Raw genomic sequence first — 21,810 nt, forward strand, 5'->3', positions numbered from 1 at the left:
AGCGACCTGTCCGTGAGATGACTGCCGCCGATTGTGTGCGCAAAGATGCCGGCGAGCTTGCAAGCGTGTGCTGACCTCACTCCCCGGTGCCGGCAAACCCCGCGACGATTTCATCGATCACCACCCGCACCCGCGCGGTGTGGCGCAGGTCGGCGTGGGTCACCAGCCAGACGTCGTAAGGCATCGGCCGAGTGCGCTCCGGCCAGAGACGCACCAGCCCGTCGCGTTCGCCGGTACACACCGGCATTTCACCGATACCGATGCCGGCGGCAATGGAACGGCGCACCAGCAGGCCGGAGCTCAGGGTGGCCGCGATGCGGCCGCGGCCCAGGGGTTCGCAGACCAGGGTCATGTCCTTCTGGCTCTGCAGATAGGCGTGGTACACCACCAGATCATGGCCTTCGAACAGGCTGCCGGGCTCCGGTGCGCCGTGGCGGTCGATATAAGCCTGGGAGGCAAACAACCCAACCGGCCAACGTGCGATACGCCGCGCGATCAGGTCAGGGCTGTCCGGGCGCATGTTACGCACGGCGATGTCGGTTTCGCGCTTGGCCAGGCTGAGAAACTGGGTGGACGCGTCCAGATGCACGCGCACGTCGGGGTGCTGCTCGTGCAAGCGGGCAATCGCCGGGATCAGAAAATCGATGGCCAACGAGTCGGTGGTACTGACCCGCACGGTGCCGGTCAGGCGTTCGTCCAAGCCTTGTATCTGGCGCTCCAGCTCGAGGGCCGAGCGCTCCATTTTTTCCACGCTGCGCAGGGCGGCTTCGCCGACGGCGGTCAGCGCGTAGCCTTCGGAGGTGCGCAGGAACAGGGTGGCGCTCAAGGACTTTTCCAGCGCGTTGATCCGTCGGCCGACGGTGGCCTGGTCAACCCCCAGCACCCGCGCCGCGCCACGTAAGGTCGACTCGCGGCACACCGCCAGGAAGACCCGTGCATCGTCCCAATTCATGCCCTCTCCTTATGCTGCATATATGCATCGATGTGCCGCATACTCGCAGCGTTATTGCATCATGCAACGGGGCTATGCTGAGCGCCAGAGAAAACCCTCAGGACCGCCGTCATGCCCGACACTCACACCCCGCCCCGCCGCGCACTGTGGTTACCGATCTTCGCCGGCCTGTGCGCCAGCCTGGTCAGCATCGGCCTGGCGCGCTTCGCCTATACCCCGCTGATCCCCTCGCTGATCCAGGCTCACTGGTTTGCCGCCAGTGACGTGGTGTACCTCGGCGCCGCCAACCTGGTGGGCTACCTGGTCGGCGCACTGATCGGACGGCCCCTCGCCCGGCGCACCTCGAACACGGCCGCCTTGCGGCTGATGATGGTGGCCGTGACCCTGGCGTTCTTTGCCTGTGGCTTTCCCTTGTCGTTGCTCTGGTTCTTCGCCTGGCGCCTGCTGTCGGGCATCGCCGGGGGCGCGATCATGGTGCTGGTGGCGGCGACGGTGTTGCCCCACGTACCCGCGGCGCGTCGGGGCCTGGCCAGCGGCGCGATCTTCCTCGGCATCGGCCTGGGCATTGCAGGCTCCGGGACGATTGTGCCGCCGTTGTTGAGCCTGGGTTTGCAACAGACGTGGTTCGGCCTGGGCCTGTTGGCGCTGGTATTGACGGCAGCGAGCTGGTTCGGCTGGCCTTCGGGCACCCTGCATGAAGCGGCACCGCAAGCCAACGCATCCGTCGCGACCCCGCCGGGCGTATACCTGCTGTTTGGGCAATACGCGTTCATGGCCGCCGGGCTGGTGCCAGCCATGGTGTTCCTGGTGGACTACGTCGCCCGTGGCCTGGGGGCCGGGCCGCACGTCGGGGCGATGATCTGGGTAATGTACGGCCTGGGGGCGATTGTCGGCCCGGTCACGTATGGATTTCTCGCCGACAAGCTCGGTGCGCGCCTGAGCATCCGCCTGGTGCTGGCGGTGCAGGCGATTACGATCGGCCTGCTGCCGGTCTCCAGTTCGTTCACCGCGTTGGCGCTGCTGGCGGTGATCCTCGGTTCGTTCCCGCCGGGTATCGTGCCGCTGGCATTGGCGCGGGTTCATGAGCTGGTGCCCAACCATCACCATCAACAGCTCGCCTGGAGCCGCGCAACGGTATCTTTCGCCACGTTCCAGGCGCTGGCAGGCTTTGCCTACTCGGCGCTGTTCAACGGCAGCGGCGGCCAGCATGCCCTGTTGTTCATGATCGCGGCCGGGGCCATCGTGGTCGCGCTGCTGCTGGAACTGGGCATGATCCTGCTGAACCGCCGCCCGTCAGAGGCGGTCCCAACCCATACGCTCATCGCCACAGGAACTCTCGAATGACGCTCCCGCACGAAATGACCCTGATCGAAATCACCCAGCCCGGCGGCCCCGACGTCCTGCAACCGCGGCGGGTCGCCGTACCGGTGGCGGGCCCCGGCGAGATCCTGATCCGTGTGCAGGCGGCCGGGGTCAATCGCCCGGACGCCTTGCAACGCGCCGGCAAGTACCCGCTGAAACCCGGCATGAGCCTGATTCCGGGGCTGGAAGTGGCCGGTGAAGTGGTGGCGCTCGGCGACGGCGTCAGCGCATACGCCATTGGCGACAAGGTGTGTGCCCTGACCAATGGCGGCGGCTATGCCCAGTTTTGCGCGGTGCCCGCCAGCCAGGCGTTGCCGATCCCCGAGGGCATGGACTGGATTCAAGCCGCCGCCGTGCCGGAAACGTTCTTCACGGTGTGGTCCAACCTGTTCGGCCTCGCCGGCGCGCATAAAGGCCAGCGCGTGTTGATCCACGGCGGCACCAGTGGCATCGGCACCACCGCGCTGATGCTCTGCCGCGAATTCGGTATCGAGGCCTTCGCCACCGCCGGCAGCGCCGACAAATGCGCCGCCATCGCCAAGCTGGGCGCCGAACCGATCAACTACCGCGAGCAGGACTTCGCCGACGTCATCGCGCAGAAGACCGCCGATCAGGGGGTTGATGTAATCCTCGACATCATGGGGGCCTCGTACCTGAACAATAACCTCAAGGCCCTGGCCATGGATGGTCACCTGGTCATGCTCGGCTTTCTCGGCGGCGGCAAGGCGCATGACGTCGACCTGCTGACCATCCTCGGCAAACGCGCGGTGATAACCGGTTCACTGTTGCGCCCCCGCACCCGCGAGGAAAAGGCCATGATCGCCGAACAGCTGCGCGAACAGGTATGGCCTGTGCTGGCCGCCGGGCGTTGCCTGCCGATCATCGACAAGGTCTACGCCTACACCGACGCCGCCCAGGCCCATGCCCGGATGGAAGGTGGGGATCATATCGGCAAGATTGTGTTGCAGGTGGCGTGACGCCTGATGCTGTCACTGTCGGGCCTTGGCAGGGCCCGACAGCTCGCACAAGAAATGACCTATTGGGCATGCACCGGGTAATCGATATAGCCCACTTCATTGCCACCATACATCCCCTCCGCCCGCAGCGGATTCAACGGCCAGCCATTGAAGAGCCGTTGCGGTAAGTCCGGGTTGGCAATGAAGGGCCGCCCGAACGCAATCAGGTCGGCCAACCCCGCGTCGACCAACCGCGCACCGCGCTCGGCGGTGTAACGCCCGGCGTAGATAATCCGCCCGGTAAAGGTGTCACGCACGGCCTGACGGAACGTGTCGGGCAGGTCGGGGGCGTTGTCCCAGTCGGCTTCGGCAATCGAGACATAGGCGATGCCCGCCGCTTGCAGCACCTTGATCGCTTCCAGGTAGGTGTGGTGCGGGTCGTCTTCCACCAGGCCGATGTACACGCGGTCCTGATCGGTGCCGCTGAACAACGGCGAAAAGCGCACGCCCAGGCGCTGCGGGCCGACCACCTGGCTCACAGCCTCGACAATCTCCCGCAAAAAACGCAGACGGTTGTGCAGCGAACCACCGTACTCGTCGTCGCGCTGGTTGGCGTGGGCCGAGATGAACTGGTTGACCAGGTAACCGTTGGCCGCATGGATCTCCACCCCGTCAAACCCGGCGTCCAATGCATTGCGTGCCGCCTGTGCGTAGTGCCCGACCAATGCCTTGACCTCAAGGGTGGTCAAGGCACGGGGCACGGGCGGTTGGACCAGTTCACCCTGGCCAGGCCCGGTGGCGATGAACGCCTTCGCCTGTTCCGCCTGGAGCGCGGACGGTGCGACGGGCGCGGCGCCGTCAGGCTGCAACGCATTGTGGGACACCCGGCCCACATGCCAGAGCTGGGCGAAGATCACCCCGCCTTCGGCATGCACCGCGTCGGTGACGGTGCGCCAACCGTCGATCTGCGCCGGGGTGTAGATGCCCGGCGTCCAGGCATAACCCTGGCCACGCGGCTCGATCTGGGTGCCCTCGCTGACCATGAAACCGGCCGAGGCGCGTTGACGGTAATACTCGGCCATCAGCTCGGTGGCGACATCGCCGGGTTGCGCGCTGCGTTGACGCGTCAGCGGTGGCAGAACGACGCGGTTGGCCAAGGTGTGATGCCCGAGTTTTATCGGGGTACTTAAAACACTGTGGGTCATTTGAAAGATTCCAAATTCAGGACGAGCGAAACCGTTGGCGGCTCTTGAGAGCCGCCAATCCATGCAGGTTTAAAACCGTTGATTAACTTATGCGGTGAGCTTCAGCAGGGCCTTGGCAACAGCGCTGGAACTGGCAGGGTTCTGCCCGGTGACCAGCAAACCGTCTTCAAGCACAAAGGATTGCCAATCGGCGCCCTTCTCATACTTGCCGCCCAGTGCCTTGAAATCGTTTTCGATCAGGAACGGCACCACATCGGTCAGGCCGACCGCGGCTTCTTCCGCGTTGGAAAAGCCAGTGACGCGACGGCCCTTGACCAGCGGCTCACCATTGACCGCCTTGACGTGGCGCAAGGCACCCGGTGCGTGGCAGACAAAACCGATGGGCTTGCCGGCCCGCTCGAACGCCTCGATCAGGGCGATGGACACTGGCGACTCCGCCAGGTCCCACAGAGGGCCGTGGCCACCTGGATAGAACACGGTGTCGAAGTCGGCGGTGTTGATCGTGTCCAGCTTGACGGTGTTGGCCAGGGCCTGCTGCGCGGCCGGGTCGGCGGCAAAGCGGCGGGTCTGTTCGGTCTGCGCATCCGCTTGATCGCTCGCCGGGTCCAGTGGCGGCTGGCCGCCGGCCGGGGACGCCAGCACCACATCGGCGCCGGCGTCCTTGAACACGTAGTACGGTGCGGCAAATTCTTCGAGCCAGAAACCGGTCTTGCGCCCGGTATCGCCCAGCTGGTCGTGAGAGGTCAGTACCATTAATACTTTCATGTTCCAGTGCCTCGATAGGGTTAAGGTCAGTGTGTGTCAGGGCAACCCAACAGCTGTCGGGTCAGCAGCAGCGCCTGATCAAACGGCGCGGATGTACGGGTGATCTTGCTCATGACGCTGCTCCCCAGCCATAACGCATACAGGCTCCGGGCCAGGCTTTGCGGGGCTTGCGCCACTGTCAGCGAACCGTCCTCGACGCCGCGCCCGATCGCGTCGGCAAGCAAGGCGATGGTCCTCGACGTGCCGCGATCCAGGGCCAAGCGCATGGGTTCTGAAAGGTCTGACACTTCCGCACCGAGTTTGACGGCAAGGCATTTGCCCGCGTCGGTGCAGCCGGTCTGGTTGTCGATCCAGCCTTGCCAATAGCGCATCAACTTGGCGCGCGGGGACAACCCGGGCTGCTCGAACAGTTGCGCCATGCCCTCTACGTAGTGATCGAAGTAGTGGTCGAGCAATACCACACCGAATGCATCTTTGGAGTGGAAGTAGTGATAGAACGAACCTTTGGGCACATCGGCGGCTTGCAGGATTTCGTTCAACCCCACCGCAGAAAACCCTTTGGCGCCGACAATCGATTGCGCCGCGTCGAGAATGGTCTGCCGTGGACTTTTGCTGGCGCTGTGCATGCTTCACTCCGTCCGATTAGACCAGTCGTCTAGTGCATGGGGTGAATGTTAGGAGCCGGGCCGGGCGCCCACAATGTCATATCCGCAAGGATTGCGGACATGCGCCGAACCCGGTTGCCGTTTTCCCGGCACGCGCCGACAATCGCCCCTCCCGCCCGCGTTGGAGTATGGCGATGCATAGCGTTGCGCTGATGGTTTACCCGAACTTCCAGTCCCTGAGCCTCAGCCTGGGCTCGGTGTTCGAGTGCGCGAACCTGCTGCGCGGCGAGCCGGCCTACGAGTTTCACCTGGTGTCGGAAAGCGGCGGCGCGGTGATGACGTCCCAGGGGTTCTCGGTGAACACCACACCGATCCGGCCGCAGGGCTATGACACCCTGATCGTCAGCGGCTACCTGGAATTTCGCCTGCCGGAGGCCAACCTGCTGGCGCTGGTCAAGGCCGCGTCCGCTCAATCGCGGCGTGTCGCCTCGCTGTGCATGGGCATCTTCGTGCTGGCCGAGGCCGGGTTATTGGCGGGCAAGCGCACCACCACTCACTGGATTCACGCACCGGCGTTTCGCAAGCGCTACCCGGATATTCAGTTGGAAGAAGACAAACTGTTCATCGTCGACGGCCAGATCTGGACCGGCGCCGGCATGAGCGCTGGGGTCGACCTGGCGCTGGCAATGGTGGAGAACGACCTGGGCAGCGACCTCGCCCGGCGTATCGCGCGCAAGCTGGTGATTGCCCAGCGTCGGGGCAGCGAACAGTCGCAGTTATCGGCGTTGCTGGAATTGGACCCCAAATCCGACCGAATCCAACTGGCCCTGGCCTATGCCCGCGAGAACCTGACCCACGACCTGTCGGTGGAAGCCCTGGCCGATGTCGCACGGCTCAGCCCGCGCCAGTTCAGCCGGGTGTTTCGCGAAGAAACCGGGCAGACACCGGCCAAGGCCATCGAATCCCTGCGGGTGGAAGCGGCGCGGGCGATGATGGAAACCAGCCGCCACCCGGTCGAGGTGGTCGCCCGCGAAACCGGCTTCGGCGACCGCGAGCGCATGCGCCAGGCGTTTCTGCGTGCCTTCGGGCAGCCGCCCCAGGCCATGCAGCAGGCTTTTTTCAGCGAGCGCAGCGTTTAGTGCAACGACGCCCGCGTGATCAGGTAACTGGTCAGTTGCGGATCATCGTCCAGTTCGAGGGTCTGCACCGGGCGTGGCAGGTTATCCAGCACGGTGCGCCAGAACGCCTGGGACACTTCATCCTGGTCATAGAAACGCACCAGCCAGTTGGCCGCGCCGCTGCATAGCACCTGGGTGGCGATCGCGCTGCCGATGCCCTTGCGCCGGTAGCGCTTGAGGATGAACAGGTCGGCCAGTTCCAGGGCATCGATGCCCGGCAATTCACTGCCTTCGATCAGCAGGAAACCGGCGATATAACCGTCGACCAGCAGCAGGTTGGCGCTCCACTGCGGGTCGTGCCAATAGCGGTTCAGGTGTTCGTCATGGATGTAGAAACGGCCGTCCGCCTCGACATCTTCCTGCTCCCAGTCCGAGGACTCATAGGCGTAGTACTGGTACAGATTGCGGATCAGCTCGGACGCTTCCGGGCCGGTCTGGATCAATTCGACGGTGGTTTCAGGCATGAGGCTCTCGGTGAAAAAACGCAGGGCGCCATTGTTCACAAAACGCTGCCCCAGTCCAATAGCGGCATGAACCTTTCTACTTGCTGAACCGATTGCAAATAGCTGCCGCCCCGTCCGAACCTTCGAAACATTTCGAATAAACTTCGCCGGCTGCCTCTTTTTTCTCAAGGACATGTACTTTGACCAACGTCTGTTCCGCCGGCCTGGATGTGGGCTTCGCCTCCCTGGATTACCTGCAGATTTTCATCCTGGGCGTGATCCAGGGCATTACCGAATTGTTGCCGGTGTCGTCCACCGCCCATATGCGTGTGGTCCCCGCCCTGCTCGGCTGGCAAGACCCGGGCTCGGCGTTTTCGGCGGCGATGCAACTGGCGGCGCTGGCGGCGGTGGTCAGTTACTTCTGGCGCGATGTGCGCCAGGTGGTCACCGGCAGCATTGGCGCGGTGCGCCAGGGTGACTACAACAATCAGTGGTTCAAGCTGGCGGTGGCGATTGTGCTGGCGACCATTCCGATCTGCATTGCCGGCCTGGCGTTGTCGTCGACCTTGAATGCCTGTAACTCGCCGCTGCGCGGGTTGATGGTGATCGGCATTGCCTGCGTGGTGATGGCAGTGTTGCTGGCGGCCGCCGAACTGCGTGCGCGGCATACGCGGGAGGTGAGCGAAATGCGCCTGCGCGATGCGTTGATCGTCGGTATCGCACAGATTGGCGCCTTGATTCCCGGGGTCTCGCGCTCCGGTTCCACGCTGACCGCCGCGCTGTTCCTCAATTTCAAGCGTGAAGAGGCTGCGCGTTTCTCCTTTCTGCTGGGCCTGCCGGCGATCGCCCTCGCCGGCTTGAAGGAGCTGTGGGTGCTGCTGCACGCCGATATGCCGGTGCATGCCTGGCCGCACTTGCTGTTTGGCCTGGTAGTCGCCAGCGTCTCGGCGTTCTTCGCGATCTGGGGCCTGATGAAGTTCCTGGAGCGGTTCTCCACCTGGCCGTTCGTGATCTACCGTGCGCTGCTGGGGATCTTCCTGATCGTGGCGGTCAGCACCGGGTTGTTGAGCTGAGCCTCATCGACCTCAGCGCTCGAAATCGCGCGCATCGTGCCGCTCCGGCAGTTGCTCTTCGAGCGGCCCGGACACCCGGTTGACCCGTCGTCCACGCTGCACCGCCGGGCGCGCCTCGATTGCATCGGCCCAGCGCAGCACATGTTTGTAATCCTGCACCGAAAGGAACTGCGCCGCGTCATACAGGCGGCCTTTGACCAGGCCGCCGTACCAGGGCCAGATGGCGATGTCGGCGATGGTGTAGTCGTCACCGGCAATGTACTCGCTCACGGCCAGGCGCTTGTCGAGCACATCCAGTTGGCGCTTGGTTTCCATGGCAAAGCGGTTGATCGGGTACTCCATCTTGCTCGGCGCATAGGCGTAGAAATGCCCGAAGCCACCGCCCAGGTACGGCGCGCTGCCCATCTGCCAGAACAGCCACGACAGGCACTCGGCGCGGGCCGCAGGTTCGGTCGGGAAGAACGCCCCGAATTTCTCCGCCAGGTACTGCAGGATCGCACCGGACTCGAACACGCGAATCGGCGTGGCGCCGCTGCGGTCGAGCAAGGCGGGGATTTTCGAGTTCGGGTTCACCGCGACAAAGCCGCTGCCGAACTGGTCGCCGTCGCCGATCTTGATCAGCCAGGCGTCGTATTCCGCGCCGGTATGCCCGAGGGCCAGCAGCTCTTCGAGCAGGATCGTGACTTTCTGCCCATTGGGCGTGGCCAGCGAGTACAGCTGCAGCGGGTGTTTGCCGACCGGCAGTACCTTGTCGTGGGTCGCCCCGGCGATGGGCCGGTTGATACTGGCGAATGTGCCGCCACTTTCGGTGTCCCAGGTCCAGACCTTGGGGGGTACGTATTCGGTCATGCTCACGACTCCTGATGTGCTTGAGGTCAACGAATCGACCCAGACTAAACCAAAGGTTGGGGTTGCGTCACAACCCAGCCTTCATCCTTGAGCGCTGGGTGGACACTTATCGGTAACGCCTTTCAATTGCCCCAGGTAGCTGTCCACTTCCTTGAACAACCACTGGGAAAACGCCTGCTGCTTGGTGTGCGAACCTTCGCGGGGCGGCCAGACCAGCCAGTAGGGATACGCGTAGGGCACACTGATATCGCCGAGCTGCACCAGTTCGCCACGGGCGATGGCGTCCTGCACCAGGCTGCGCCGCTCCAGGGCGATGCCCTGCCCCAGGCGCACCGCCTCCAGGATCAGGTTGGAGTCATTGCTGCATAAGCCGGCGTGCTCGCCGGACATCTCGACGCCCGCCGCCTCGCACCATGGCAGCCAGGACTCGGTGCTATGGATGATCGGGCTGTCGACGATCTGCTGTGGTGTCTGCGGCAGTTGCCCATGATTGAAATGAGGCGCGGCCACGGCGATCACTTCATCGTGAAACAACAGCCGCTGCTCCACGCCGTCCCAATCGCCCTCGCCCATGCGGATGCCGATATCGACCGATTCCTGATGCAGGTTGGAAATGCTCAGGCTGGCTTGCAAGCGAATGCGGATATGCGGGTACAACGCCTGGAACGTCGGCAGGCGTGGGACCAGCCAGGAGCAGCCGAACGAGGGCAGCACCGCGACCACCAGTTCATCGGTCTTGGGTTGGGCCTGGATCAAGCGCGTGGCTTCGGCGATATCTCCCAGCGCCTTGCGAATCTGCAAGGCGTACAGGCGCCCGTCTTCGCTCACCCGCAGGCCGCGACCTTCGCGCACGAACAGGGCCAGACCGACGAGCTCTTCCAGCACCTTGATCTGCTGGCTGATGGCTGAGTGGGTAACGTGCAGTTCCCTGGCCGCCAAGGTCACGCTGCCCAATCGCGAGGTGGCTTCGAAGCTGCGCAGGCAGGTCAAGGGAGGAAATACGCTCATGTAAGCTCAGCTAACCTTTTACGGTAAAAATAATCGATATTGCAGGACCTACAGCCGCTTTAAAGTTACCTAAATTAACCAATCCTGCCAACTACCCATTACCAAGGAGGCTTTATGAAACTGGTCGGCATGCTGGACTCGCCTTATGTACGCCGCGTGGCCATTTCCCTGGAACTGTACGGGGTGGATTTTGTGCATGAGCCCTTGTCCGTGTTCAGCACCTACAACGCATTCGCGCGGATCAACCCCGTGGTCAAGGCGCCCACCCTGGTGCTGGACGATGGGACCGTGTTGATGGACTCCAACCTGATCCTGGATTACCTCGAAACCCTCGCGCCAGCTGACAGAAAGCTGCTGCCGCAGCCCCCCGCGGCACGCGCCAAGGACTTGCAGTTGCTCGGGCTGGCCCTGGCGGCCTGTGAGAAAAGCGTGCAGATCGTCTATGAACACAACCTGCGGCCGGCCGAGAAGCAGCATGCGCCGTGGCTCGACCGCGTCAGCGGGCAATTGCTGGCCGCGTATACGCTGCTGGACAAACACCTGAGCCAGGCCGACAGCGAAGCGCTGACCCAGGCCTCGCTGACGGTGGCGGTCGCCTGGTCCTTCAGCCAGTTCACCGTGGCCTCGGTGGTCAAGGCGGATGCGTTCCCCCATGTGCAACGCCACGCCGAACGCCTGGAGCAGCACCCGGCCTTCAAGCGCTACCCCATCGAGTGACCGGAGTTACACCCAGCCGCCATCGACAATGAAGTTCTGCGCCGAACACATCGCCGACGCCTGCGAGGCGAGAAACAGCGCCATGCTGGCGATGTGTTCCGGCAATACGCTGCCAGGCAGGCACTGGCTGCGGCTGATCAGTTCCTTGGCGGCGTCGTCGACCCACATCGTCAATTGTTTTTCGGTCATCACCCAGCCCGGCACCAGCGTATTGACGCGGATACGGTCCGGGCCCAGCTCACGCGCCAGCGCCCGCGTCATGCCATGGGCGGCGGCCTTGCTGGCGGCGTACACCGGGTAGCCAGCGGAGGCCATCATCCAGCCAACGGAGCCCAGGTTGATGATCGAACCGCCACCCGCACGTTTCATCATCGGCACCACAGCCTTGGCGGCAAAAAAGGCGTGCTTGAGGTTGACCGCGATCAGCTTGTCGAACGTCTCCGAATCAACTTCCTCCAGGGTATGACGCACGTCGTTGGCGGCATTGTTCACCAACACAGTGATCGGCCCCAGGGCGTATTCGAAGCGCGCAATCGCGGCCTTGTAGGCAATCTCGTCGGTGATATCGCAGTGACCGAACTCGACGGTGTGCCCCTGGGCACTCAACAACGCCGCCAGGCGCTCGCCCTGGCCTTGCGCGCGGTCGACGAACGCCACCTTGGCCCCCTGCCCGGCGAAGGCTCGCACCATGAATTCGCCGATCCCCGAAGCGCCTCCGGAAATCAATACGGTCTTGCCCTTGAGGTCGGGATAAACGGCCTGTTCAGTACTCATATCAAGGTTGCCTCGATCAATTAGTCTTATTTTATTTTACGAAATCGGCGTTTAAGGCTATAAATTTGCGGCCTCACCGACAAAATATCGCACATTAGTAGAACTATTCCACTCAAAACAACAAAAGGAAGTTCGACCATGAAGCACCCTCGATACCTGTTGTCCGGCCTCGCCTTGTCCATGCTGATCGCCAGCGGTGGCGCGCAGGCCGCCGGTCTGTCCAGTGAACACAAACCCTTCGGGAAAACCAACGACGGCACCGCTGTCGAGCAGTACATATTGCGCAACAGCCATGGCATGCAAGCCACGGTCATCACCTATGGCGGCGTGTTGCAGGCGCTGAAAGTGCCGGACAAGCACGGCAAGGTCGAGGACGTGGTGCTCGGCTTCGATGATGTGCAGGGCTATCAGCGCGGTACGGCGTTTTTTGGCGCGACCATTGGCCGCTTCGGCAATCGCCTGGCCGGCGGTGCGTTCGAGCTCGACGGCAAGCGTTATCAGGTGCCGCTCAACGACGGTCCCAATTCGCTGCATGGCGGCGCCCAGGGCTTCGACAAGCGCGTGTGGCAAGCCAAGCCCGTCAAGGACAAGGATTCGGTCGGCGTGACCCTGACCTACCTGTCCAAGGACGGCGAGATGGGCTTTCCCGGCAACCTGACCACCGAAGTCACCTATCGGCTCAACGACAACAACGAATTGCACATCGACTACAAGGCCACCACCGACAAACCGACGGTGCTCAACCTCACCAACCACAGCTATTTCAACCTCGCCGGCGCGGGCAACGGCGACATCCTCAAGCAGGTGGCGACCTTGCACGCCAGCCACTACACGCCGGTGAATGCCACCTTGATTCCCACCGGCGAAGTGGCACCGGTCAAGGGCACGCCGATGGACTTTCTCCAGCCCACCGCCATCGGCCAGCACATCAAGGACGCGCATCCGCAACTCAAATTCGCCGAGCCGAAACAGGGCGGGTTTGACTTCAACTGGGCGCTGGATACCCAAGGCGACATCAAGCAACTCGCCGCCGACGTGTACGACCCCGCCTCCGGCCGCCGTTTGCAGCTCTACACCACGGAACCTGGGGTGCAGTTCTATACCAGCAACTTCCTCGATGGCTCGGTGAAGGGCAAGGCAGGCAAAACCTACCTGCATTGGAGCGGTTTCACACTGGAGACCCAGCACTTTCCCGATGCGCCGAACCAACCGACGTTTGCCTCGACACGCTTGGACCCCGGGCAGACCTACACCCAGCGCACCATCTTGAAGTTTTCCGCCGATTGAGGATGGCGGCGGGCTTGCCGGCGACCGAAACGCTGTCGCCGGCAAGCCGGCGTCCGGCGCTAATGTGATGCAAATAGTCCCCAAAACCGTGCTTGGCTGCTATTGTGCCGCGCTTTGAAAAGCCGCCTACCAGCAAGGAATTGGACGTTGAACACTGACGAAAAAATGACCGGGGACCTGTTCGAGGTGGATAAGCGTCTGTCACTCAAACCCGTGGTGGACTTCAACGCCTACCTGCGCAACGCATTCGGCGACGGCCCCTGCACCTGCGTGCGCTGTGCTGCCGCTGGCGGGGAGGAAACCGGCTATGAGTTCCAGCACACCTTCAACCTCGACACCAAACCCACCCACCGCCGCTTTGCCTCGACGGCCGGCAGCGATGTGCTGTTGATGTTGAAAAAGGCGTGGCTGTCGTACACCAAGGCGGAGTTGCCGCTCAGTGGCGTGCTGGCATTGCCGACGGTGAAGGAGTTTGTCGAGCCACAGCTGCACAAGCGCCTCGCCCCGTTGTTTCTGGCCAGTGGGTTGGCCAAGGATGTCGAGGGCGAACTGCGCATCCAACCGCAGGCCATGGCCTGATCCCTCCCTTTGAGCCGCCCTTGAATGTGCGGCTCAGGCGTCGGGGTGATAAATCGAACCGTTGAGTGAGCACAGTAGCGAGCGTCCTACCCAGGGACGCCGCTGTCCCTACGCCAATCCTGCCTATTTCGGCTTTTTCCTTGCGCAAGTTTCATCAGTGGGATCAGCATGGCCCACGATGAATAGGCGCTTGATCGAATAACGCGCCTTCACCGCCAAAGCCGAACACCGTCGCACCGAGACGGGCATCCTGCGCGTGACAATGTCGCCCGACTGCCGCCGCGCAGGGTTGGCGCAGCAAAAGCACAGCTCAGGTTTTGCGTTGATCACAAGGAGTTCTGGATGGCCGCACCAAGCAAGAAGATGAGCCTGTTGGGCCTGACCACCCTGGTAGCGATCAACATGATGGGCTCGGGGATCATCATGTTGCCGGCCAGCATGGCGCAACTGGGCGCGATTTCGCTGCTGTCGTGGGTCGTCACTGCGCTCGGTTCGATGGCGATCGCCTACGGCTTCGCTCAATGCGGGCTGTTCTGTACCCGCAGCGGCGGGATGTCGGCGTATACCGAGGAGGCCCACGGCAAGTCGGGGTTTTTCCTGTGTTCGTTTCTGTATTTTCTGTCGCTGATCATTGCCAATGTGGCGATTGCGATTTCGGCGGTGGGTTATTTGTCGTCGTTCATTCCGTGGCTGGGCAGCGGGCCGGGACCGTTGTTCGTCGGCAGCCTGGCGCTGATCTGGCTGACCACCGTGGCCAACTTCGGCGGCCCGCGCATCACCGGGCGCATCGGAGTGGTCACGGTATGGGGCGTGATCATTCCAGTGGCGGGACTCTGCGTGATCGGTTGGTTCTATTTCAAGCCCGAGGTGTTCACGGCCGCCTGGAACCCACACCAACGGCACCTGTGGGACGCCGTCAGTGCGAGTATTCCTCTGACCCTGTGGGCCTTTCTTGGCATGGAGTCGGCCGCCCAGGGCTACGACGCGGTGGAGAACCCCAACCGCACCGTGCCCCTGGCCTGCCTGCTCGGCACGCTTGGGGTGGCGGTGGTGTATGTGCTGTCGACTGCGGTGATCCAGGGCATCGTGCCCAATGCCGAACTGGCGGCGTCCTCCGCACCGTTCGCACTGGTTTACGCACAGATGTTCAGCCCCTGGGTCGGCAAGCTGATCATGGCGTTGGCGGTGGTGGCCTGTATCGGCTCGTTGCTGGGCTGGCAATTCACCCTGGCGCAAACAGCCAAGATGTCGGCGGACCAACGCCTGTTTCCGCGTTTTTTCAGCCGCATCAGCGCCGCGAATGCACCGGTGCTGGGGCTGCTGGCGTGTGCCACGCTGCAAAGCCTGATTGCCTTGTCGACCATCTCGCCCAGCGCCAGCGCGCAGTTCAGCAAACTGGTGAACCTGGCCGTGGTGACCAACCTGCTGCCCTACGTGACCGCCCTCACCGGCCTGCTGGTGATGATGTACAAGGCACACGCCAGCGCAACGGTGCAGGCGCGCAATACGTTGGTGGTGCTGGTGGCCGTGGGGTATTCGCTGTATGCGATTTATGCCTGCGGTGAAGAGGCGGTGTTTGGCGCGATGCTGGTGCTGGCGTTCGGGTATCTGTTGTATGGCTTCCTGGCCAAGCGGTTTGTCGGGGAACCGGCAGATTCCCCTGGCAGATGAAGATCAAAATGTGGGAGGGGGTTTGCCCCCGATTGCGCCAGTCGATACATGCATTGACTGAACCTCCGCTATCGGGGGCAAGCCCCCTCCTACAGTGTTTACCGCGTTTGCCTGAACTGATTATTTACGCGCCGCCTCCCACTGCTTGAGCAGGTCGCCGTAGGCCACGGTTTCGCCTTTGGGTTTCTCGTTGGCCAGTTTCGGCTTCGGCGCGCCGGGCTGGTCGAACCAGTATTGGGCGTCACGTTCCGGGTTCATTTTCGGACCGCACACCGGTTGCACTTTGGAGCGCTCCAGGCGCGTCATGATCGCGTCTTGCTCCTTGGCCAGGTTGTCGAGCGCCTGTTGCGGGGTTTTCTCGCCGCTGGCCGCCGCCGCAATGTTGCTCCACCACAATTGCGCCAGGCGTGGATAGTCCGGCACGTTGGTGCCGGTCGGGGTCCACTCGACCCGGGCCGGGCTGCGGTAGAACTCCACCAGGCCGCCAAGCTTCGGCGCCAGGTCGGTCATGGCCTGGGAATTGATGTCCGACTCACGGATCGGCGTCAGGCCGACGATGGTTTTCTTCAGCGACACGGTTTTCGAGGTGACGAACTGCGCGTACAGCCAGGCCGCGAGCTTCTGCTTCTCAGGCGTCGACTTGAGGAAGGTCCAGGAACCCACGTCCTGATAACCCTTCTTCATGCCCTTTTCCCAATAAGGCCCGACGGGCGACGGCGCCATACGCCATTTCGGCGTGCCGTCGGCGTTGACCACGGGCAGGCCCGGCTTGGTCATGTCGGCCGTGAACGCGGTGTACCAGAAGATCTGCTGGGCGATGTTGCCCTGGGACGGCACCGGGCCGGATTCGGAGAAGGTCATGCCCGCCGCTTCCGGCGGTGCGTAGGCTTTCATCCAGTCCACGTATTTTTGCGTGGCGAACACCGCAGCCGGGCCGTTGGTGTCGCCGCCCCGGGTGACGCTGGAGCCCACCGGGTGGCAGTCCTCGACGCGAATGCCCCACTCGTCCACCGGCAAACCGTTGGGCAAACCCTTGTCGCCGCCACCAGCCATGGAGAACCAGGCATCGGTGAAGCGCCAGCCGAGGGACGGGTCTTTCTTGCCGTAGTCCATGTGCCCATAGATGCGCTTGCCGTCGATTTGCTTGACGTCCTCGCTGAAGAACTTGGCGATGTCTTCATAGGCCGACCAGTTCACCGGCACGCCGAGGTCGTAGCCGTATTTTTCCTTGAACTTGGCTTTCAGCTCCGGCCGCTCGAACCAGTCAGCGCGGAACCAGTACAGGTTGGCGAATTGCTGGTCGGGTAACTGGTAGATCTTGCCGTCCGGCGCGGTGGTGAAGGAGATACCGATAAAGTCCTTGATATCCAGGGTCGGCGAGGTGAAGTCCTTGCCTTCGTTGGCCATCAGGTCGGTGATGGATTCGGTTTTGCCGTAGCGAAAGTGCGTACCGATCAGGTCGGAATCGTTGACCCAGCCGTCATAGATATTCTTGTCGGACTGCATCTGGGTTTGCAGCTTTTCCACCACATCGCCTTCCTGCAGCAGGTCGTGGGTCAGCTTGATACCGGTGATTTCACTGAAGGCCTTGGCCAGCACCTTGGATTCGTATTCATGGGTGGTGAGGGTTTCCGACACCACGTTGATCTTCATCCCACGGAACGGTTCGGCGGCCTTGATGAACCACTTGAGTTCCTCGAGCTGCTGGTCGGCCGTGAGGGTCGACGGCTTGAACTCGCTGCCGATCCATTTTTTCGCCGCCTCTTCATACGCATCGGCCCAGGCCGTGGCACTCAAACCGCTGAGGGCCAGTACGGCGGCCAATGAAATGCTATGTCGCAGCTTATTGTTTTTATCGAACATAGAGACCTCCTGGTTGATTTCAAAAGGGACTACAAACGCCACACACCCCTTGTAGGAGCGAGCTTGCTCGCGAAAAACGCCCAGACACCGCGCACGCCCAGAAACGCCGCGTTATCGTTGACGAATTTCGCGAGCAAGCTCGCTCCTACAGGGAATAGAGGCATCCGCACTAGCCCCAACGCATCACACACAACAGCCATACAAGGGAGAGCGCGGACGCCACCCAGATGCTCCAGTCGGTTACGCCGATCACCAGCAGGTGCAGGTAGGCGCTACCGAGAAGACCGATAAACAAACGATCACCACGGGTGGTGCTGATCGGCAGAAACCCGCGCCGAGGGATACTCGGCGCGCGCAATTCCCAAGTGGTCATGCCCGCCAGAATCAGGGCGATACCGCCAAAGAACAGCGCAGTGGGGGTGGTCCAGGCCATCCATTCCATCATCGACTCCTCAGACCCGGCCGAGGGCAAAGCCCTTGGCCACGTGGTTGCGTACAAACCAGATCACCAGCATGCCGGGCAGGATGGTCAACACCCCCGCCGCCGCCAGTACGCCCCAGTCGATCCCCGACGCCGAGACGGTGCGGGTCATCACCGCCGCGATGGGCTTGGCGTTGACCGAAGTCAGGGTGCGCGCCAGCAGCAGTTCGACCCAGGAAAACATGAAGCAGAAAAACGCCGTCACGCCGATGCCGGAGCCGATCAATGGGATAAAAATCTTCACAAAGAACTTGGGGAAGGAGTAGCCGTCGATGTAGGCGGTTTCGTCGATTTCCTTGGGCACACCCGACATGAAGCCTTCGAGAATCCACACCGCCAATGGCACGTTGAACAGGCAGTGCGCCAGGGCCACCGCGATATGTGTGTCGAACAGGCCGATGGACGAATACAGCTGGAAAAACGGCAACAGAAACACCGCCGGCGGCGCCATGCGGTTGGTCAGCAGCCAGAAAAACAGGTGCTTGTCGCCCAGGAAGCGATAGCGCGAGAACGCATACGCCGCCGGCAGCGCCACGCTCAAGGAGATCATCGTGTTCAGGCTCACGTAGTACAGCGAGTTGAGATAGCCGGTGTACCAACTCGGGTCAGTGAAAATCACCTTGTAGTTGGCCAGGGTGAAATCCTGCGGAAACAGCGTCAGCCCACCGAGGATTTCGGTATTACTTTTGAAGGACATGTTCAGCAGCCAGTAGATCGGCACCAGCAGGAACAGGATGTAGATCAGCAGCGGTATGACTTTGCGCTTGCTCATGTTGGTGGCCTCAGCGGTTGGCGTCGGAATGGGTCATGGCGGTGTAGAACAGCCAGGACACCAACAGGATGATCAGGAAGTACACCAGGGAAAACGCCGCGGCCGGGCCCAGGTCGAATTGGCCGACAGCCATCTGGGTCAGCGTCTGGCTGAGGAACGTGGTGGCGTTACCCGGCCCGCCACCGGTCAGTACGAAGGGCTCGGTGTAGATCATGAAACTGTCCATGAAGCGCAGCATCACCGCGATCAGCAGCACACTTTTCATCTTCGGCAGCTGGATATGTCGGAAAACCGCCCAGGCCGACGCCCGATCGATACGCGCCGCCTGGTAGTACACGTCTGGAATAGCGCGCAGCCCCGAGTAGCACAGCAGCGCCACCAGGGAGGTCCAGTGCCAGACATCCATCACCAGCACCGTGACCCAGGCGTCCATGGTGTTGGCCGCGTAGTTGTAGCTGATGCCCAGCGCATTGAGGGTAGAGCCGAGCAGGCCGATATCGGCGCGGCCGAAAATCTGCCAGATGGTGCCCACCACGTTCCACGGAATCAGCAACGGAATGGCGAGGATGATCAGCACCAGCGACGACCAGCGGCCCTTGGTCGGCATGGTCAGGGCGATGGCGATGCCCAGCGGGATTTCGATCAGCAGCACGCACGCCGAGTAGATGAACTGGCGCAGCAGCGAGTCGTGCAGACGCGGGTCGAGCAGCACCTGTTTGTACCAGTCGGCGCCGACGAAATAGCGGCTGGACTGGTCGAAAATGTCCTGCACCGAGTAGTTGACCACCGTCATCATCGGGATCACCGCACTGAATGCCACCAGCAGGAACACCGGCAACACCAACCACCAGGCCTTGTTGTTCTGCACCTTGTTCATGGCCGCACCTCCAGCAGGTAATCGTCGGCGTAGAGCATCAGCCACTGCGCGGGGAAGCTGATAGAGGCGGTGCCTTCGGGCACCGGTTTGTCTTCGGCCAGGCGCACTTTCAGGGTGGCGCCGTCCAGGCTCAGGGTCAGGATCTTGTAGGTGCCGAGGTCTTCAATATGGGTGACGTCGGCTTGCAGTGCGTCGGGGTTATGCTCATCCCACACATGAATGAATTCCGGGCGGATGCCCACCTGCAAGGTCGTGTAGGGCGTGTCGGCGAGGCGTTGCTGCACGGCCTCGGACAACCGCAGATGGGTGTCGGCAAAGCGCACTCCGCCGGCCTCGGCCTGCACTTCGATCAGATTCATCCCAGGGCTGCCGATGAAATAGCCGACAAACGTATGGCTCGGTCGCTCGAACAACTCCCGCGGCGTGCCGAATTGCACGATTTGCCCGCCGTACATCACCGCGATCTTGTCGGCGAAGGTCGAGGCTTCCAGCTGGTCGTGGGTCACGTAGACCATGGTGATATTGAACTGCTCGTGGATCTGCTTGAGCTTGCGCCGCAGTTTCCATTTGAGGTGCGGGTCGATCACCGTCAGCGGTTCATCGAACAGGATCGCCGAGACGTCGTCGCGCACCAGGCCCCGGCCCATGGAGACTTTCTGTTTTTCGTCGGCGGTGAGGTTGCGTGCCTTTTTGCTCAGCAGGCTTTGCAGGTCGAGGACTTCGGCAATTTCCTGCACCTTGCTGTGAATTTTCGCCTCGGCCATGCCCTGGTTACGCAACGGGAAAGCCAGGTTGTCGAACACCGTCATGGTGTCGTACACCACCGGGAACTGGAACACCTGGGCGATGTTGCGTTTTTCCGGGGTCAGCTCGTTGACCACTTTATGGTCGAACAGCACGTGCCCTTCGGACGGGCTGAGCAGGCCGGAGATGATATTGAGCAGGGTTGATTTGCCGCAGCCCGAAGGCCCGAGCAAGGCGTAGGCGCCGCCCTGCTCCCATACGTGGTTCATTTCCCGAATGGCGTAGTCCTCGGGACCTGTCGGCGTAGGGCTGTAGCTGTGCGCCAGGTTCTGCAAATGGATCTCGGCCATCAGGCAACCCTCGCGACACGGCGTCCGGGGGCCTGGACCAAGCGGCCCTGGCCATCGAACACAAACAGTTTATGGGTGGGGATATACACACGGATCGGCGCGTCGACGTCGTACTCATGCACCCCCGGCAAGTGCAGCACCAGCAGGAAATGCTCGCTGCGCACATGCAGGAAGGTTTCCGAGCCGCTGATCTCGGCGACTTCCACGGTCACCGCCAGTTCGAGGTCGTCGTCGTTGCTGGGCACCAGGCTGATATGGCTGGGGCGCACGCCAAAGCGGAACTCGCCCTCGCCGATGGGACGCAGGTCAACATTGAGTGGGAAGTGTACGAAATTGGCGAAGCTCACTTCATTGCCGCGGATGCTGCCCGGCATCAGGTTGATCGGCGGTTCGGAAAACAACTCGGCGGCCAATACGGTCTGCGGCTGGTGATAGACCTCGGCCGCCTTGCCGCTCTGGATCACCCGGCCTTCGTGGAGGATGGTGGTGGTGCCGCCGAGTGCCAGCGCTTCGTTGGGCTCGGTGGTGGCGTAAATCGCAATGGTGTGGCGGGCCTTGAACAGCTCGCGCATTTCCTGACGCAGCTCTTCGCGCAGTTTGTAGTCCAGGTTCACCAACGGCTCATCGAACAGGATCAGTTCGGCATCCTTCACCAACGCGCGGGCCATCGCCGTGCGTTGCTGCTGGCCGCCGGACAGCTCCAGCGGGTGGCGCTTGAGGAACTTCTCGATGCGCAGCATCTTCGCGGTTTCCAGCACCTTGCTCTGGATCAGCTCGTTGGACACACCGGCCTGGCGCAACGGCGAGGCGATGTTCTCGAACACGGTCATGGTCGGGTAGTTGATGAACTGTTGATACACCATCGACACGTTGCGCAGGCGCACCGGTTTAGCGGTGACATCCACGCCGTTCATCAGGATGCGGCCGCTGTCGGGCTTGTCCAGGCCGGCCATCAGGCGCATCAGGCTGGTCTTGCCGGACAGGGTGCGACCGAGCAGCACATTGAAGGAGCCGGCCTCGAAACGCAGGTTGGCGTCGTCGATCCAGGTCTGGCCTTCGATGACGCGGGAGACATGTTCCAGGGTCAATGACATGACACGCCCTTTTTTATTATTGGAATGAATCTGGCCAGTGGTCACAGCGAGTTTCGTGCCAACCGCAGCAGGTGCTTGATCCACAAGGAAATGCCCTGAAAGCGAGGTTCGGGAGCGAACAAAAATGAACAATTCGGACTGAACAACTGAACACTCAGCGGGTTGACAATGAACAGTTCTGAACAACACTGTTTGAACCCGATTG

General features: G+C 62.2%; 22 protein-coding genes. 8 read left to right on the forward strand and 14 right to left on the reverse strand.

The window, feature by feature from the left end; genetic code table 11:
* Window positions 1-76: 76 nt before the first annotated feature.
* Window positions 77-952 (reverse strand): LysR family transcriptional regulator, encoded by an 876-nt coding sequence (locus ACP7E3_RS05455; RefSeq protein WP_017846689.1) that lies wholly within the window; start codon window positions 950-952, stop codon window positions 77-79.
* 111 nt (window positions 953-1,063) lie between these two features.
* Here ACP7E3_RS05455 and ACP7E3_RS05460 point away from each other — a divergent pair, with 111 nt between their 5' ends.
* Window positions 1,064-2,296 (forward strand): YbfB/YjiJ family MFS transporter, encoded by a 1,233-nt coding sequence (locus ACP7E3_RS05460; RefSeq protein WP_079444153.1) that lies wholly within the window; start codon window positions 1,064-1,066, stop codon window positions 2,294-2,296.
* Window positions 2,293-3,291 carry an NAD(P)H-quinone oxidoreductase gene (locus tag ACP7E3_RS05465; RefSeq protein WP_057004383.1) on the forward strand — a complete coding sequence of 333 codons (999 nt, stop codon included), beginning with the start codon at window positions 2,293-2,295 and terminating at the stop codon, window positions 3,289-3,291. Before ACP7E3_RS05460 ends, ACP7E3_RS05465 begins: the two co-directional genes overlap by 4 nt.
* 59 nt (window positions 3,292-3,350) lie before the next feature.
* On the opposite strand, the gene ACP7E3_RS05470 is transcribed toward ACP7E3_RS05465, so the two are convergent.
* The 3 genes from ACP7E3_RS05470 to ACP7E3_RS05480 form a co-directional block, all read right to left on the reverse strand.
* Entirely contained in the window at window positions 3,351-4,475 is a 1,125-nt protein-coding gene (locus ACP7E3_RS05470; RefSeq protein WP_017846692.1) for an alkene reductase, read from the reverse strand.
* 87 nt (window positions 4,476-4,562) lie between these two features.
* On the reverse strand, window positions 4,563-5,240 hold the full coding sequence (locus ACP7E3_RS05475) for a type 1 glutamine amidotransferase domain-containing protein (protein ID WP_057004385.1): 678 nt from the start codon (window positions 5,238-5,240) through the stop codon (window positions 4,563-4,565).
* A 26-nt stretch (window positions 5,241-5,266) separates the two neighbouring features.
* Entirely contained in the window at window positions 5,267-5,866 is a 600-nt protein-coding gene (locus tag ACP7E3_RS05480) for a TetR/AcrR family transcriptional regulator (RefSeq protein ID WP_128191867.1), read from the reverse strand.
* Window positions 5,867-6,039: 173 nt separating this feature from the next.
* Between ACP7E3_RS05480 and ACP7E3_RS05485 the strand changes: the two genes are divergently transcribed.
* On the forward strand, window positions 6,040-6,984 hold the full coding sequence (locus tag ACP7E3_RS05485) for a GlxA family transcriptional regulator (RefSeq protein ID WP_046383029.1): 945 nt from the start codon (window positions 6,040-6,042) through the stop codon (window positions 6,982-6,984).
* Here ACP7E3_RS05485 and ACP7E3_RS05490 read toward each other — a convergent pair.
* Window positions 6,981-7,487: a GNAT family N-acetyltransferase gene (locus tag ACP7E3_RS05490; protein ID WP_026139989.1), complete on the reverse strand. Its 507-nt coding sequence runs from the start codon at window positions 7,485-7,487 to the stop codon at window positions 6,981-6,983. The genes ACP7E3_RS05485 and ACP7E3_RS05490 overlap by 4 nt on opposite strands.
* A 179-nt stretch (window positions 7,488-7,666) precedes the next feature.
* Between ACP7E3_RS05490 and ACP7E3_RS05495 the strand changes: the two genes are divergently transcribed.
* Window positions 7,667-8,539 carry an undecaprenyl-diphosphate phosphatase gene (locus ACP7E3_RS05495; RefSeq protein WP_017846697.1) on the forward strand — a complete coding sequence of 291 codons (873 nt, stop codon included), beginning with the start codon at window positions 7,667-7,669 and terminating at the stop codon, window positions 8,537-8,539.
* 12 nt (window positions 8,540-8,551) lie between these two features.
* Here the strand turns inward: ACP7E3_RS05495 and yghU are convergent, their stop codons facing one another.
* Both yghU and ACP7E3_RS05505 read right to left on the reverse strand, forming a co-directional pair.
* Complete coding sequence (gene yghU, locus ACP7E3_RS05500) at window positions 8,552-9,388, reverse strand: glutathione-dependent disulfide-bond oxidoreductase (RefSeq protein ID WP_046383028.1); 837 nt, start codon at window positions 9,386-9,388, stop codon at window positions 8,552-8,554.
* An 81-nt stretch (window positions 9,389-9,469) separates the two neighbouring features.
* A complete protein-coding gene (locus ACP7E3_RS05505) occupies window positions 9,470-10,396 on the reverse strand; it encodes a LysR substrate-binding domain-containing protein (protein WP_426122505.1) in 927 nt (308 codons plus the stop codon).
* Window positions 10,397-10,510: 114 nt separating this feature from the next.
* Between ACP7E3_RS05505 and ACP7E3_RS05510 the strand changes: the two genes are divergently transcribed.
* Complete coding sequence (locus ACP7E3_RS05510; protein WP_426122507.1) at window positions 10,511-11,113, forward strand: glutathione S-transferase family protein; 603 nt, start codon at window positions 10,511-10,513, stop codon at window positions 11,111-11,113.
* A gap of 6 nt (window positions 11,114-11,119) precedes the next feature.
* Here the strand turns inward: ACP7E3_RS05510 and ACP7E3_RS05515 are convergent, their stop codons facing one another.
* Window positions 11,120-11,887 (reverse strand): SDR family NAD(P)-dependent oxidoreductase, encoded by a 768-nt coding sequence (locus ACP7E3_RS05515; protein WP_017846701.1) that lies wholly within the window; start codon window positions 11,885-11,887, stop codon window positions 11,120-11,122.
* Between the two features lie 138 nt (window positions 11,888-12,025).
* Here ACP7E3_RS05515 and ACP7E3_RS05520 point away from each other — a divergent pair, with 138 nt between their 5' ends.
* From ACP7E3_RS05520 to potE, 3 genes are all read left to right on the forward strand, one after another.
* Window positions 12,026-13,174 (forward strand): aldose epimerase family protein, encoded by a 1,149-nt coding sequence (locus ACP7E3_RS05520; protein ID WP_057004388.1) that lies wholly within the window; start codon window positions 12,026-12,028, stop codon window positions 13,172-13,174.
* Window positions 13,175-13,321: 147 nt separating this feature from the next.
* Window positions 13,322-13,753: a hypothetical protein gene (locus ACP7E3_RS05525; RefSeq protein WP_046383024.1), complete on the forward strand. Its 432-nt coding sequence runs from the start codon at window positions 13,322-13,324 to the stop codon at window positions 13,751-13,753.
* A 342-nt stretch (window positions 13,754-14,095) separates the two neighbouring features.
* Window positions 14,096-15,424 (forward strand): putrescine-ornithine antiporter, encoded by a 1,329-nt coding sequence (gene potE, locus ACP7E3_RS05530; protein ID WP_046487170.1) that lies wholly within the window; start codon window positions 14,096-14,098, stop codon window positions 15,422-15,424.
* A 120-nt stretch (window positions 15,425-15,544) separates the two neighbouring features.
* Here potE and ACP7E3_RS05535 read toward each other — a convergent pair whose 3' ends face one another.
* The 6 genes from ACP7E3_RS05535 to ACP7E3_RS05560 all read right to left on the reverse strand — a co-directional run bounded on the left by ACP7E3_RS05535 (window position 15,545) and on the right by ACP7E3_RS05560 (window position 21,605).
* The gene (locus tag ACP7E3_RS05535; RefSeq protein WP_057004393.1) at window positions 15,545-17,287 is read right to left on the reverse strand and encodes an ABC transporter substrate-binding protein; all 1,743 of its coding nucleotides are present in this window, start codon (window positions 17,285-17,287) and stop codon (window positions 15,545-15,547) included.
* A gap of 169 nt (window positions 17,288-17,456) precedes the next feature.
* Window positions 17,457-17,729, reverse strand: a complete 273-nt coding sequence (locus ACP7E3_RS05540; protein WP_010567825.1) for a DUF2160 domain-containing protein — start codon at window positions 17,727-17,729, stop codon at window positions 17,457-17,459.
* A 10-nt stretch (window positions 17,730-17,739) separates the two neighbouring features.
* Window positions 17,740-18,540, reverse strand: coding sequence for a carbohydrate ABC transporter permease (locus ACP7E3_RS05545; RefSeq protein WP_046383021.1), 801 nt, complete (start codon window positions 18,538-18,540; stop codon window positions 17,740-17,742).
* Between the two features lie 10 nt (window positions 18,541-18,550).
* Window positions 18,551-19,417, reverse strand: coding sequence for a carbohydrate ABC transporter permease (locus tag ACP7E3_RS05550; RefSeq protein ID WP_003192014.1), 867 nt, complete (start codon window positions 19,415-19,417; stop codon window positions 18,551-18,553).
* The gene (locus tag ACP7E3_RS05555; RefSeq protein WP_046383020.1) at window positions 19,414-20,511 is read right to left on the reverse strand and encodes an ABC transporter ATP-binding protein; all 1,098 of its coding nucleotides are present in this window, start codon (window positions 20,509-20,511) and stop codon (window positions 19,414-19,416) included. Before ACP7E3_RS05555 ends, ACP7E3_RS05550 begins: the two co-directional genes overlap by 4 nt.
* Window positions 20,511-21,605 (reverse strand): ABC transporter ATP-binding protein, encoded by a 1,095-nt coding sequence (locus tag ACP7E3_RS05560; protein ID WP_017846710.1) that lies wholly within the window; start codon window positions 21,603-21,605, stop codon window positions 20,511-20,513. The genes ACP7E3_RS05555 and ACP7E3_RS05560 overlap by 1 nt, the downstream gene beginning before the upstream one ends.
* Window positions 21,606-21,810: the final 205 nt, after the last annotated feature.

Source organism: Pseudomonas sp. PSPC2-3, from assembly GCF_049898265.1.
Classification (GTDB): Bacteria; Pseudomonadota; Gammaproteobacteria; order Pseudomonadales; family Pseudomonadaceae; genus Aquipseudomonas; species Aquipseudomonas veronii.

Bases quoted from the DNA above. Each gene is read 5' to 3' on its own strand.
- ACP7E3_RS05455 (WP_017846689.1), bottom strand. From the start codon at position 952: ATGAATTGGGACGATGCACGGGTCTTCCTGGCGGTGTGCCGCGAGTCG.
- ACP7E3_RS05460 (WP_079444153.1), top strand. From the start codon at position 1,064: ATGCCCGACACTCACACCCCGCCCCGCCGCGCACTGTGGTTACCGATC.
- ACP7E3_RS05465 (WP_057004383.1), top strand. From the start codon at position 2,293: ATGACGCTCCCGCACGAAATGACCCTGATCGAAATCACCCAGCCCGGC.
- ACP7E3_RS05470 (WP_017846692.1), bottom strand. From the start codon at position 4,475: ATGACCCACAGTGTTTTAAGTACCCCGATAAAACTCGGGCATCACACC.
- ACP7E3_RS05475 (WP_057004385.1), bottom strand. From the start codon at position 5,240: ATGAAAGTATTAATGGTACTGACCTCTCACGACCAGCTGGGCGATACC.
- ACP7E3_RS05480 (WP_128191867.1), bottom strand. From the start codon at position 5,866: ATGCACAGCGCCAGCAAAAGTCCACGGCAGACCATTCTCGACGCGGCG.
- ACP7E3_RS05485 (WP_046383029.1), top strand. From the start codon at position 6,040: ATGCATAGCGTTGCGCTGATGGTTTACCCGAACTTCCAGTCCCTGAGC.
- ACP7E3_RS05490 (WP_026139989.1), bottom strand. From the start codon at position 7,487: ATGCCTGAAACCACCGTCGAATTGATCCAGACCGGCCCGGAAGCGTCC.
- yghU (WP_046383028.1), bottom strand. From the start codon at position 9,388: ATGACCGAATACGTACCCCCCAAGGTCTGGACCTGGGACACCGAAAGT.
- ACP7E3_RS05505 (WP_426122505.1), bottom strand. From the start codon at position 10,396: ATGAGCGTATTTCCTCCCTTGACCTGCCTGCGCAGCTTCGAAGCCACC.
- ACP7E3_RS05510 (WP_426122507.1), top strand. From the start codon at position 10,511: ATGAAACTGGTCGGCATGCTGGACTCGCCTTATGTACGCCGCGTGGCC.
- ACP7E3_RS05515 (WP_017846701.1), bottom strand. From the start codon at position 11,887: ATGAGTACTGAACAGGCCGTTTATCCCGACCTCAAGGGCAAGACCGTA.
- ACP7E3_RS05520 (WP_057004388.1), top strand. From the start codon at position 12,026: ATGAAGCACCCTCGATACCTGTTGTCCGGCCTCGCCTTGTCCATGCTG.
- potE (WP_046487170.1), top strand. From the start codon at position 14,096: ATGGCCGCACCAAGCAAGAAGATGAGCCTGTTGGGCCTGACCACCCTG.
- ACP7E3_RS05535 (WP_057004393.1), bottom strand. From the start codon at position 17,287: ATGTTCGATAAAAACAATAAGCTGCGACATAGCATTTCATTGGCCGCC.
- ACP7E3_RS05540 (WP_010567825.1), bottom strand. From the start codon at position 17,729: ATGGAATGGATGGCCTGGACCACCCCCACTGCGCTGTTCTTTGGCGGT.
- ACP7E3_RS05545 (WP_046383021.1), bottom strand. From the start codon at position 18,540: ATGAGCAAGCGCAAAGTCATACCGCTGCTGATCTACATCCTGTTCCTG.
- ACP7E3_RS05550 (WP_003192014.1), bottom strand. From the start codon at position 19,417: ATGAACAAGGTGCAGAACAACAAGGCCTGGTGGTTGGTGTTGCCGGTG.
- ACP7E3_RS05555 (WP_046383020.1), bottom strand. From the start codon at position 20,511: ATGGCCGAGATCCATTTGCAGAACCTGGCGCACAGCTACAGCCCTACG.
- ACP7E3_RS05560 (WP_017846710.1), bottom strand. From the start codon at position 21,605: ATGTCATTGACCCTGGAACATGTCTCCCGCGTCATCGAAGGCCAGACC.